Raw genomic sequence first — 12,382 nt, 5'->3', positions numbered from 1 at the left:
CAATTCGGAGACTTGCGGCCGATGGTGTGGATCAGGCCGGCACCGGAAGACTGCCCGGCCGCGCGATGCGCATCGCCAGTTGCAGCAGGCCATCCCATGGCTCGGCCGGCAGCGACGGCTCGCGCAAGCCCTTGACCTGCCGATCCAGCTTGGCGGCCATGGAGAGCGCACCCTCCAGCTCGCGCTGTGACAGCCGCTGCGCCGCCTGCGGCACCAGCCGCTCGCGTGGCCCCCACACCCGGAGTTCTCGCAGCATGGACGCCACCGGCTTGCCTTGGGCCGCGCCCGAAGCGATTTTTGATAATACGCGAATTTCTTCCGTCAACGTCCAGAGGACCAGGACCGTAGCTTCGCCCTCGCCGCGCAGGCCTTCGAGCATGCGCACCAGACGCGGCACATCGCCCGCCAGCATGGCTTCGGATAGCTTGAACACGTCGTAGCGCGCCACGTTGAGGACCGCATCGTGCACATCGTCGAACGTCAGCACACCGGGCGGATGCAGCAAGCCGAGTTTCTGGATTTCCTGATGCGCGGCGAGCAGATTGCCCTCCACACGGTCGGCAATGAACTGCAGCGCGCGGCGGCCAGGCTCACCGGGCTCCACACGCTGCTGCTGACGCGCGAGACGCTCGCCAATCCAGCCGGGCAGCTTGGTGCGGTCCACCGAATCGACCTTGATCGACACACCCGCGCCTTCGAGCGCCGCGAACCACGCCGACTTGGCAGTCGCAAAATCCAGACGCGGCAGCGTGATCAGCGTGACGGTGTCGGTGGCCGGCCCGGACGGCGTGCCCGCAGCCAATGCGCGCAGTGCTTCGCCGCCATCCTTGCCGGGCTTGCCCGACGGAATACGCAGCTCGACGATCTTGCGATCTCCGAACAGCGACATCGACTGCTGGGCCTCGGTCACGCGCGACCACGAGAAGCCACGCTCGACGCTCATCACGTCGCGCTCGGTAAAGCCCTGCGCGCGCGCGGCCTGCCGCAGCGCATCGACCGCCTCAAGTGCGAGCAGGTGCTCGTCGCCATGCACCACGTACAGCGGCGCGAGCCCTTGGCAGAAGCCTGCTTCAGATGACCTTCGAGCGCGTCGAGCCGCAATTGCATGGCAAACCTTGCCCTGATCCGCCGCTTACGACGGCAGCTTCACGGCGCCCAGGCGCCGCACGAGCTGGTTGATCGTATCGCCCTGCATGTCTCGGTAGAGCGCCGCTTCTTCGTAGTCCTTGGCGAGCACCTGCGTCTCGTTGTACGAGAGATCGCGGAACTGCGTGATTTCCGACGGCGGGATCAGCAGGTTGTCGTGCGCATCGCGCAGCTGGAAGCGGAAGCGATACGTGATGCGGTACTCGCGCACCACACCCTGCGGCGTGAGCGACGAGATGGTTTTCACACGGTCTTCAGCCAGCACGTCGAGCAGCGCATCGGCGTCTTTCTTATCCGACACGATGACGGTGTCGGAGCCGTTGTCGATCAGCCGGCGCAACTGCGCGCGCATCTGCGAGTTCTGCGGCAAGTTGATGTACAGCCGCTTGAACGCGAAGTCGGTATTGCCCCGCATGTGGAAGCCGCAGGCGGACAGCGCCGGCAGCGCAATCCCCAGGGCAATGACAGAGCGACCAAAGCGGCGGCGGGACAAACCTCGGGACAACGACATAACCATGCGTTCCTTGAGTGGGATGGCCGATCAGGCCACCACGTTCACCAGACGGCCCGGCACCACGATGATCTTCTTGGGCGGCTTGCCTTCAGCAAATTTCTGGACCGCTTCATCCTTGGCGGCAATCGCTTCGATGGCGGCGCGATCGGCGTCGGCCGGCACGACGATGCTGCCGCGCACCTTGCCGTTGACCTGCAGCACAAGTTCGATCTCGCTCTGCACCAGCGCGCCTTCGTCGACCTGCGGCCACGGGGCGTCGAGCAGATCGCCATATGCACCGGCGTAGCCCAGTTCCGTCCAGAGCACGTGCGTGATGTGCGGCACGACCGGGTACAGCACGCGCAGCAGCAGCCCCAAGCCTTCGCGACGTGCGTCGGCACCGGCGTCCTTGGCGCCTTCCAGCGCGTTGAGCATCTTCATCGTCGCCGAGACGACGGTGTTGTACTGCAGGCGCTCGTAGTCGTAATTCGCTTGCTTGAGCACGGTGTACAGCTCGCGGCGCAGCGCGCGATCGGCATCCGTTGCACCCGCCACAACGCCATTGCCGTGACCGGCGCGAATGGCGTCGGCATGGGCCACGCCAAAATTCCACAGACGGCGCAGGAAACGCGAGGCGCCCTCCACACCGGCGTCGTTCCACTCGAGCTGTTGCTCGGGCGGCGCAGCAAACATCGTGAACAGGCGCGCCGTGTCGGCACCGTATTGATCGATCAGCGCTTGCGGGTCGATGCCGTTGTTCTTCGACTTCGACATCTTTTCGACGCCGCCGATCACCACCGGCTGGCCGTCGGCCTTGAGCGTGGCACCCACGGGGCGGCCACGTTCGTCGGTCTGCACGTCGACGTCGGCGGGGTTGATCCACTGCTTCTTGCCTGCGGCATCTTCCCGGTAGTACGTCTCGTTAAGCACCATGCCCTGCGTGAGCAGGTTGGTGAACGGCTCATCGAATTTGACGAGGCCCAGGTCACGCATGACCTTGGTCCAGAAGCGCGCATACAGCAGGTGCAGGATCGCGTGCTCGATGCCGCCGATGTACTGGTCCATCGGCATCCAGTAATCGTTGCGGGCATCGACCATGGTCTCGCCGTCCGGGCACGTATAGCGCATGTAGTACCAGCACGAATCGATGAAGGTATCCATCGTGTCGGTCTCGCGGCGCGCGGGCTTGCCGCACGACGGGCACGTGCAATTCAGGAAGCGGGGATCCTTGGCGAGCGGGTTGCCCGTGCCATCCGGAACGAGATCTTCGGGCAGGCGCACCGGCAGGTCCTGCTCGGGCACGGCACGACGCCACAGCTCTCGCAGTGGATCAGCGGGATCGGCGTGCCCCAGTAGCGCTGGCGCGAAATGCCCCAGTCGCGCAGGCGCCAGGTGGTCTTCTTCTCGCCCAGGCCTTGTGCGGCCAGATCGGCAGCCACGGCGTCGACGGCCTGCTGATAGTTCAGGCCATCGTACTTGCCGCTGTGGAACAGCACGCCGTGTTCCTTGTCGCCGTACCAGTCGGCCCAGGTGGTCGTGTCGTACCGCTGACCCTTCACGTCGATCACCTGCTTGATGGGCAGGTGGTACTTGTTCGCGAAGGCAAAATCGCGCTCGTCGTGCGCGGGCACGCCCATCACGGCGCCGTCGCCGTAGGTCATCAGCACGTAGTTGCCGACCCACACCGGCACGGATTCGCCGGTAAGCGGGTGCGTGACCGTCAGGCCAGTCGGCATGCCCTTCTTTTCCATGGTCGCCATGTCGGCTTCCATGACGCTGCCGTGCTTGCACTCTTCGATGAACGCGGCGAGCGCCGGGTTGCCCTGCGCGGCATGCGCGGCAATCGGATGCTCCGCGGCCACGGCGCAGAACGTCACGCCCATGATCGTGTCGGCACGCGTGGTGAAGACGTACAGCTTGCCGTCGTTGATCAGCTTGCCGTCGTCAGCGGCAATGTTGTGCGGGAATGCAAAGCGCACACCCTCGCTCTTGCCGATCCAGTTCTGCTGCATCAGCTTGACGCGCTCGGGCCAGCCCAGCGGGTCCAGGTCGGAGAGCAGTTCCTGCGCATACTTGGTGATGCCCAGGTAGTACATCGGGATCTCGCGCTTTTCCACCACCGCGCCCGAGCGCCAGCCGCGCCCGTCGATCACCTGCTCGTTGGCGAGCACGGTCTGGTCGACCGGGTCCCAGTTCACGGTGCCGGTCTTGCGGTAGGCGATGCCCTTTTCGAGCATCTTCAGGAACAGCCACTGGTTCCAGCGGTAGTAGTCCGGGTTGCAGGTGGCAACCTCGCGCGACCAATCAATCGCCAGGCCCATCGACTGCATCTGCTTCTTCATGTAAGCGATGTTGTCGTAGGTCCATGCAGCCGGTGCCACGCCGTTGTTGAGCGCCGCGTTTTCCGCCGGCATGCCGAAGGCGTCCCAGCCCATCGGCATTAGCACGTTGTATCCCTTCATGCGCAGCTGACGCGTCATCACGTCGTTGATCGTGTAGTTGCGCACGTGGCCCATGTGCAGCTTGCCCGACGGATACGGCAGCATCGAGCAGGCGTAGAACTTGGGCTTGTCCGAGCCGTCAGCAGCGCGCGCATGTTCGGTCACGCGGTAGGCATCCAGGGCCTGCCAGTGTTGCTGCGCTTGCTGTTCGACGTCGGACGGGGAGTATTTGTCTTGCATGGTGATGGGTCGCCCGGATGCCCCGGCGATTGCAGCCGCGCCGCCAACGCGCGCAGCCGGATTGAATAACGGAAGGCCCGATTATACCGTCGCCACCCGCCCCATCCGGGCGATCGCGAGCAGTGGAAAGAGGCGCTGGACAGGCCTGCCAGCGCCTTCTGCCGCCAGCCTGATTACAGGCCGAGCACGTCGTTCATGTCGTACAGACCCTTCTTGCCGGCCACGTAGACCGCAGCGCGCACGGCGCCTTCGGCATACGACTGGCGGGTGTTGGAGCGATGCGTGATTTCGATGCGCTCGCCGTCGCCCGCAAACAGCACGGTGTGGTCGCCGACGATGTCCCCGCCGCGCACGGTGGCAAAGCCGATGGTGCCAAGCTCGCGCGGGCCGGTCTCGCCTTCGCGCGCATAGACCGCGCGATCGGCCAGCTTGGTGCCCTGCGCCTCGGCCACGATCTCGCCCATCTTGAGCGCGGTGCCCGACGGGGCGTCGATCTTGTGCTTGTGATGCGCCTCGATGATCTCGACGTCGTAGCCCTGCGCCAGGATCTTCGCGGCGACTTCGATCAGCTTGAAGGTCGCGTTGACGCCCACGCTCATGTTGGGCGCCCACACCACGCCGATCGACTCGCCGTAGGTCTTGAAGCTGGCTTTTTGCTCAGCCGTGAAACCGGTCGTACCGATGACCACCGCGGTGCCCAGCTCACGGGCGACATTCAGGTGATTCAGCGTTGCGTCAGGACGCGTGAAGTCGATGAGCACGTCGGCTTGCGAGAGACCCGCGCGCACGTCGTCGGTCACGATGACACCGGTGGTTTTGCCAAGCTTGGCGCCGGCGTCCTGTCCCACGGCATCGCTGCCCGCGCGGTCCAGCGCGGCGCCCAGCGTCACGCCCGGCGTGCGCAGTACGGTATCGATCAGCATCTGGCCCATGCGGCCCGAGGCGCCTGCAATCGCAATTTTCATGTCGGTGAGAGCGAAAAGCTGCAAAAGAGAAAACGGTCTGTAAAACGCACAAGCGGCGGAACCCGTCCGCCGCTCGCTCGAAGTCGTGATGCCGGCGCGCTGGCTATGCGCGCTTCACGGCGTTCACTGCGATTGGGTGGCCGGCGGCGGAACGCTGGTGTCAGTACCACCACCGCCAGTGCGGCGCTCCGGCAGCGTCACGTCAACGTTGTTTTTGGAGCCTGCGGTCGACTGCACGCGGTCCGTCACTTCAGCCGACGGAATCGACGGTGCACGTGCAGCGGGTGCCGCGCCCGCGGCAGCAGCGGCCTGCGCGGCGTCCTTCTTCGGACGTTTGATGCCGTCGATTTCCGAGATCAGCTCCGCTTCGGACGGCAGTTCATCAGCGCCCACCCACTTGGCGAGGCGATCGCCGTCAAACCACACGGTCAGCTTGCGTTCCTGCACAACAGCCGTATTGCCACGCTTGAACGAGAAAATATAGTCCCAGCGGTTGGCGTGGAACATATCCGTCAACAGCGGTGTGCCGAGTACGAAGCGCACCTGGTCGCGGGTCATGCCTTCCTTGAGCTGCGCCGCCTGTTCGCGCGACACGAAGTTGCCTTGCACGATGTCGATGCGATACGGCGTGACGGCATTGGCGATCTTGCGCGTGGTGCTGTCATAGGTGCCGCATCCGGCCAGCAACGCCGACGCAGCGAGCATGGCACCCATCAACAGGCCGCCGCGACGGGCGACGTGGGCAAAACGGACAGGACTGCGCGCAAAGGAAAAGGTCATGAGCGATCGGCCTTCAAACGGTTCCGGGTGTGCCGGTACGGGAGGAATCGGCGACGGCCAGGCACATTGTGCAGGCCCGTCAATAGGACTTTTGCCGCCAAAACCCTTATGATTGGAATCCGAACATTGTACTCTAGGGAGCCTGGCGCATGCCGAGTCCTGCAGACCTCAAGAACATCGGTCTGAAAGCCACGGTGCCGCGGTTGAAGATCCTCGAGATCTTTCAGACCAGCGAAGAGCGCCACATGAGCGCCGAAGACGTGTACCGCATCCTGCTCGCCGAGCAGATGGACATTGGCCTGGCCACGGTCTATCGCGTACTGACGCAATTCGAACAGGCGGGGCTGCTGTCACGCAACAACTTCGAATCGGGCAAGGCCATCTACGAACTCAACGAGGGCAAGCACCACGATCACCTGGTGTGCCTCGATTGCGGCCGCGTCGAAGAGTTTTTGATGCCGAGATCGAACAGCGCCAGCAGAGCATCGCCCGTGCGCGCGGCTTTGCGCTGCAGGAGCACGCGCTGTCGCTTTATGGCAATTGCACGAAGGAAGCCTGCCCGCACCGGCCAAAGCGCTGAAGCGTCGTCGCCAAAGGAAACGGCCGCATCGTCTGCGGCCGTTTTTCATTGGAGCGGCGAGATGGCGGATGTCAGGCGGACAGCCGCGTCTCACCCTCCTTTTCTGCGTCGCCCTGACCACCCTTCTCGGCCTTGCCGTGTTCCTTGGCCTGCACGGGCGGATGGGCCGGCGCGCCGGACGCCTGCCCGGTGTATTCGGCGACGACCTGCTTGAAGAGCTGACGCGCCCACACCAGCATCGGGTGCGTGTTGCGGCTGCGGTGCCACAGCATGTTCAGGCCCAGCACAGTTTCCAGCTCGGTCGGCAGCGGGAATGCGTTGAGGTCGTACATCTTGCAGACCATATCCTTCATCAGCGAATTGACCGTGAAGATCATGTCGGTCTGGGCCGCCACTTCGCCCTGGGTGCGCCAGCTGTGCACCGTCATGGTCGAGTTGCGCTTGAGGCCGCGCTGCTGCAAGGCGTAGTCCAGCGGAATGAGCGACGGCGCGACCCGGCTGCCCGGGCTGCCCTGCGCGATGAAGATATGCTCGCAGTCAAGGTATTGCTCCAGCGTGCAGCGATCGCCGAGGATCGGGTGGTCCTTGCGCGCGCAGACCCACATGTTGAAGGAGGTCACGACCTCTTCCATGATCTCGGGGTGGCGCGTGGGGAACGGAGAGAAGGCCAGATCGAGCTCGTTGGCGCGCATGGCGGCCACATCGGCTTCCCACGAAGACGACTCGGTCAGGCGCACCTGCAATGCCGGCGCCAGGCGCTTGATGCGCAGCAGGAAGCGGTCGAACAGCGCATCGCCCAGCGTGCCGGCAAAGCTGACGTTGAACGTGCCGGTGGCTTCGGCGGGGTCGAACGTGGCGATATCGCCCTCGTTGATGGCCGCCCACAGGTCGAGCATCTCGCGCACCTTCGGGCCCAGCTCGAGCGCCTTGGGCGTGGGTGTCAGGCCGTGCGGAACGCGAATGAAAAGGGGATCGTCGAAGATCTCGCGCAGACGACCCAGCGAATGCGAGACAGCCGGTGCGGTCATGTGCATCTTTTCAGCCACGTAGGTGGCGTTGCGCTTGCTCAGCAGCTCAACAAAAATCACCAGCAGCTTGGTATCGACGTTGACCATGGGACGCCTTGGCTCGAACACGTTGGAAAACTGGAAAGGCAACCATTGCCGAGGCAATGGGCCGGACGCGACGTAAAAGCCCGCCACATCACAATGTAGTATTTGTTCAGTGTACGGACTGCAACCCGATTTTCAAAGCGAATTCCTGTAGCGCGAATTGGAAATTTGCTCGCCCGCAAACGTTTTCTTTCTCGTCTATGACAAACGTCGACGGGACCCCGGGCGAGCCGGACATGCCTGTGACGGGGCCTGCGCTTGGCCCACCTAAGAAAACGCGCCCGAAGGCGCGTTCTTCTGTGCCGTTCAGCAGGATTACTTGCCGACCACGCGCGCCATTTCCAGGCACTTGTTCGAGTAGCCCCACTCATTGTCGTACCAGCTCACGACCTTGATGAAGGTGCCGTCCAGTGCGATGCCGGCTTCGGCGTCGAAGATCGAGGTGCGGGCATCGCCGCGGAAATCCGTAGCGACAACCTTGTCTTCGGTGTAGCCCAGCACGCCCTTCAGCGCGCCTTCGCTCTGTGCCTTCATTTCGGCGCAGATTTCAGCGTACGTGGCGGCGCTTTCCAGCTCGACGGTCAGATCGACCACCGACACATCCGAGGTCGGCACGCGGAACGACATGCCGGTCAGCTTCTTGTTCAGTTGCGGGATCACCACGCCGACGGCCTTGGCAGCGCCGGTCGACGACGGGATGATGTTTTCCAGGATGCCGCGGCCGCCGCGCCAGTCCTTGTTGGACGGGCCGTCAACGGTTTTCTGCGTGGCGGTGGCAGCGTGCACGGTCGTCATCAGGCCGCGCTTGATGCCCCACTTGTCGTTCAGCACCTTGGCAACCGGTGCCAGGCAGTTGGTCGTGCACGAAGCGTTGGAGATGATCGCCTCGCCCTTGTACGTTTCGTGGTTCACGCCGTACACGAACATCGGGGTGTCGTCCTTCGACGGGGCCGACATGATCACCTTCTTGGCGCCCGCGTCGATGTGCTTTTGCGCGCCTTCCTTAGTCAGGAAGATGCCGGTCGATTCGATCACCACGTCGGCGCCGACCTCGCCCCACTTCAGCTCGGACGGGTCCTTCACGGCGGTCAGGCGGATCTTCTTGCCGTTGACGACGAGCGTGTTGCCGTCGACCGACACTTCACCGTCGAAGCGGCCGTGCACCGAGTCGTACTTCAGCATGTACGCCAGGTAGTCGGGCTCGAGCAGGTCGTTGATGGCAACGACTTCGATGTCCTTGAAGTTGGCGGCGGCGGCGCGGAACACCATGCGTCCGATGCGGCCGAAGCCGTTGATGCCGATCTTGATGGTCATGGTCAGTCTCCTGATAGCAGAAAAGAAATCGACGATGCGATAAAAACAGCGCGGCACCTCGTGGGTGCCGCGTGCGCAAATCAGTTAAGCAATGACGCTCTTGGCGGTGTTCACCACGTTCTCGACGGTGAAGCCAAAGTGCTTGAACAGCACGCCTGCCGGGCCGACTCACCGAACGTGTCGATACCGACCACGGCTTGTACTTGGTACTTCCACCAGAAATCGGTCACACCCGCTTCCACGGCGATGCGCGGCACTGCCGGCAGCACGCTCGCCTTGTAGGCCGAATCCTGTTTGTCGAACACGGTGGTGGCAGGCACCGACACCACGCGCGCATGGATGCCCTCGGCGGCGAGCTGGTCTGCTGCACCGACCGCTAGGCCAACTTCCGAGCCGGTGGCGATGATGACCACGTCCGGCTTGCCGTTGGCGGCCGCATTTGCCCCATCCCGCAGCACGTAGCCGCCGCGCGCAATGGCTTCGCGCGTGGCCGGATTGCGCGCCTGGAACGGTAGGTTCTGGCGGCTGAAGATCAGGCAGCTCGGGCCGTTCTGGCGCTCGATGGCGGCCGCCCAAGCGACAGCCGTTTCAGTGGTGTCGGCGGTGCGCCAGACATCCATGTTCGGGATCAGGCGCAGGCTGGCAACGTGCTCGATCGACTGGTGCGTCGGGCCGTCTTCGCCCAGGCCGATGGAATCGTGCGTGAAGACGAAGATCGAGCGGATCTTCATCAGCGCGGCCATGCGCAGCGCGTTGCGGCTGTAGTCGGAGAACGTCAGGAACGTGCCGCCGTACGGAATGTAGCCGCCGTGCAGCGCGATGCCGTTCATGATGGCGCTCATGCCGAACTCGCGCACGCCGTAGTTGATGTGGTTGCCCCAGGCATCCACACGCACGGCCTTGCTGCCGCTCCAGTTGGTCAGGTTCGAGCCGGTCAGGTCGGCCGAGCCGCCCAGCAGCTCGCCCAGCACCGGGCCGTAGGCTTCGAGCGTGTTCTGGCTGGCCTTGCGCGTGGCAATGGTCTCGGCCTTTGCTCGCACTTCTCGATGAACTCGGCGACGGCCTTGTCGAAGGCTTCCGGCAGTTCGCCACGCATGCGGCGCTCGAACTGCGCGGCCTCGGCCGGATAACGCTCCGAATACGCATCGAACAGCGCGTTCCAGGCCTTTTCCAGTGCTTGCCCTGGCCCTTGGCATCCCACGCGTCGTACACGGCTTGCGGAATTTCGAACGGTGCGTGCGGCCAGGCCAGCGCTTCGCGCGCGGCCGCGATTTCCACGCCGCCCAGCGGGGCGCCGTGCACGTCGTGACCGCCTTCCTTGTTGGGCGCACCCTTGCCGATGAGCGTGCGGCAGCAGATCAGCGTGGGCTTGTCCGACTTCTTGGCTTCGGCAATCGCAGCTTCCACGGCGGCAACGTTATGGCCGTCGACAGCGCGGATCACGTTCCAGCCGTAGGCTTCGAAGCGCTTCGGGGTGTCGTCGTTGAACCAGTGAACGACGTCGCCGTCGATCGAGATGCCGTTGTCGTCCCACAGCGCGATCAGCTTGTTCAGGCCGAGCGTGCCGGCCAGCGAGCAGGCCTCGTGGCTGATGCCTTCCATCAGGCAGCCGTCGCCCAGGAAGACGTAGGTGTGATGATTGACGATGTCAAAGCCGGGGCGGTTGAACTCCTGGCCCAGCAGGCGCTCGGCCAATGCCATGCCGACGGCGTTGGTGATGCCCTGGCCGAGCGGGCCAGTGGTGGTTTCCACGCCGGGAGTGATGCCGTATTCCGGGTGGCCGGCGGTCTTGCTGTGCAGCTGGCGGAAGTTCTTCAGCTCCGACATCGGCAGGTCATAGCCGGTCAGGTGCAGCAGCGCGTAGATCAGCATCGAGCCGTGGCCGTTGGACAGCACGAAGCGGTCACGGTCGGGCCAGCGGGGGTTGAGCGGGTTGTGACGCAGGTGACGGCTCCACAATGCCACGGCGATATCCGCCATGCCCATCGGCGCGCCGGGGTGGCCGGAATTGGCTTGCTGGACGGCATCCATGGCAAGCACGCGAATGGCGCTGGCCATCAACTGGGTAGGCTGGGTGGTATTCGAGTGGAGGGCGGGGGCGGTCATGCGAACCTGCGGCAGGAGATAGGCGGGAAAACCGCGATTTTACCAGACGGGAATGACCCGGCTGGGGTGATCGCGGTCAGTAAAACGTGCTACGACGTCCCCTCCCCCGCCCGGCTTACCACTCCGCCACGGAACCGTCGGCGTGGCGCCACACCGGGTTGCGCCAGTCGGGGGCTTCCTTGCTGCGTTCGATGACCAGCGCCTCGTCGATGTCCACGCCCAGGCCGGGCAGGCGCGGCGGGCGGATATAGCCGCCTTCCAGCGCAAAATCGGCCTTGTTCCGCACGTAATCGAGCAGTTCGGCGCCCTTGTTGTAATGGATGCCCATGCTCTGTTCCTGCAACGTGGCGTTCCAACTGACGAAATCCACGTGCAGGCAGGCCGCCAGCGCGATGGGGCCAAGCGGGCAATGCGGCGCCAACGCCACATCGTAAGCCTCGGCCATGGCGGCGATTTTCACGCATTCGGTAATGCCGCCGGCGTGAGACAGGTCCGGCTGCAGGATCGACACCCCGCCTGCCTCCAGCACGCGCTTGAAGTCGAAGCGCGAGAACATGCGCTCGCCGGCGGCAATCGGCAGATGGGTGTGGGCGGCCAGGCGGGCATAGGTTTCGGCCTGCTCGGCCAGCACGGGCTCTTCGATAAAGAGCGGGCGATACGGCTCCAGCTCCTTGATCAGCACCTTGGCCATCGGCGCAGAAACGCGGCCGTGAAAATCCAGCCCGAATTCGACGGTGTTGCCGAACGCCGAGCGAATCTCAGCAACCTTGGCGACCGCAGCATCCACCGCGCGGGACGTGTCGATGATGCCCATCTCTTCGCAGCCGTTGAGCTTGAAGTGATCGAAGCCGCCGGCCTGCAGCGCCTTCATGCCGGCAATCACGTCGGCCGGGCGGTCACCGCCGACCCAGCTGTAGGTGCGCATCCTGTCGCGCACGAGGCCGCCGAGCAGTTCGTACACCGGCACGCCCAGCACCTTGCCCTTGATGTCCCACAGCGCCTGGTCAATGCCGGCGATGGCGCTCATCAGGATCGGGCCGCCGCGATAGAAGCCGGCGCGATACATGGTCTGCCAGAGGTCATTGATGCGGCTCGGGTCCTGGCCGACGAGGTAATCGGAGAGCTCGTGCACCGCTGCTTCCACCGTGCGCGCACGGCCTTCGATGACGGGTTCGCCCCAGCCGGTGACGCCCTCGTCGGTCTCG

The 12,382-nt window shown here is 64.3% G+C and carries 6 protein-coding genes and 4 pseudogenes; 1 reads left to right on the top strand and 9 read right to left on the bottom strand.

Annotated features, from left to right (window positions below; genetic code table 11):
- Positions 1 to 31: 31 nt before the first annotated feature.
- The 5 genes and pseudogenes from holA to OWR21_RS03550 all read right to left on the bottom strand — a co-directional run bounded on the left by holA (position 32) and on the right by OWR21_RS03550 (position 6,065).
- Positions 32 to 1,107, bottom strand: a pseudogene (holA, locus tag OWR21_RS03570) (DNA polymerase III subunit delta).
- A 25-nt stretch (positions 1,108 to 1,132) separates the two neighbouring features.
- Positions 1,133 to 1,657 carry an LPS-assembly lipoprotein LptE gene (locus tag OWR21_RS03565; protein WP_147215948.1) on the bottom strand — a complete coding sequence of 175 codons (525 nt, stop codon included), beginning with the start codon at positions 1,655 to 1,657 and terminating at the stop codon, positions 1,133 to 1,135.
- Positions 1,658 to 1,687: 30 nt separating this feature from the next.
- Positions 1,688 to 4,320: pseudogene (gene leuS / locus OWR21_RS03560) on the bottom strand (leucine--tRNA ligase).
- Between the two features lie 173 nt (positions 4,321 to 4,493).
- Positions 4,494 to 5,285, bottom strand: coding sequence for a 4-hydroxy-tetrahydrodipicolinate reductase (dapB, locus tag OWR21_RS03555; protein ID WP_252690667.1), 792 nt, complete (start codon positions 5,283 to 5,285; stop codon positions 4,494 to 4,496).
- Positions 5,286 to 5,408: 123 nt separating this feature from the next.
- On the bottom strand, positions 5,409 to 6,065 hold the full coding sequence (locus tag OWR21_RS03550; RefSeq protein WP_316899917.1) for an outer membrane protein assembly factor BamE: 657 nt from the start codon (positions 6,063 to 6,065) through the stop codon (positions 5,409 to 5,411).
- Positions 6,066 to 6,214: 149 nt separating this feature from the next.
- On the opposite strand from OWR21_RS03550, the pseudogene fur reads away from it, so the two are divergent.
- Positions 6,215 to 6,645 (top strand): annotated as a pseudogene (gene fur, locus OWR21_RS03545) (ferric iron uptake transcriptional regulator).
- A gap of 71 nt (positions 6,646 to 6,716) precedes the next feature.
- Here fur and OWR21_RS03540 read toward each other — a convergent pair.
- The 4 genes and pseudogenes from OWR21_RS03540 to dgoD all read right to left on the bottom strand — a co-directional run.
- A complete protein-coding gene (locus OWR21_RS03540) occupies positions 6,717 to 7,760 on the bottom strand; it encodes a LysR family transcriptional regulator (RefSeq protein ID WP_147215941.1) in 1,044 nt (347 codons plus the stop codon).
- A gap of 312 nt (positions 7,761 to 8,072) precedes the next feature.
- On the bottom strand, positions 8,073 to 9,071 hold the full coding sequence (gap, locus tag OWR21_RS03535) for a type I glyceraldehyde-3-phosphate dehydrogenase (protein ID WP_009241512.1): 999 nt from the start codon (positions 9,069 to 9,071) through the stop codon (positions 8,073 to 8,075).
- Between the two features lie 84 nt (positions 9,072 to 9,155).
- Positions 9,156 to 11,177 (bottom strand): annotated as a pseudogene (gene tkt, locus OWR21_RS03530) (transketolase).
- Positions 11,178 to 11,292: 115 nt separating this feature from the next.
- Positions 11,293 to 12,382: galactonate dehydratase (gene dgoD / locus OWR21_RS03525; RefSeq protein ID WP_332394622.1), on the bottom strand; the 1,090-nt coding region annotated here is incomplete at its 5' end.

The organism is Ralstonia sp. 1B3, from assembly GCF_036631435.1.
This window is presented reverse-complemented; position numbering and strand designations above follow the sequence as displayed.

Excerpts from the sequence above, each read along its gene's own strand:
- OWR21_RS03565 (WP_147215948.1), bottom strand. The coding sequence starts at position 1,657 with ATGTCGTTGTCCCGAGGTTTGTCCCGCCGCCGCTTTGGTCGCTCTGTC.
- dapB (WP_252690667.1), bottom strand. The coding sequence starts at position 5,285 with ATGAAAATTGCGATTGCAGGCGCCTCGGGCCGCATGGGCCAGATGCTG.
- OWR21_RS03550 (WP_316899917.1), bottom strand. The coding sequence starts at position 6,065 with ATGACCTTTTCCTTTGCGCGCAGTCCTGTCCGTTTTGCCCACGTCGCC.
- OWR21_RS03540 (WP_147215941.1), bottom strand. The coding sequence starts at position 7,760 with ATGGTCAACGTCGATACCAAGCTGCTGGTGATTTTTGTTGAGCTGCTG.
- gap (WP_009241512.1), bottom strand. The coding sequence starts at position 9,071 with ATGACCATCAAGATCGGCATCAACGGCTTCGGCCGCATCGGACGCATG.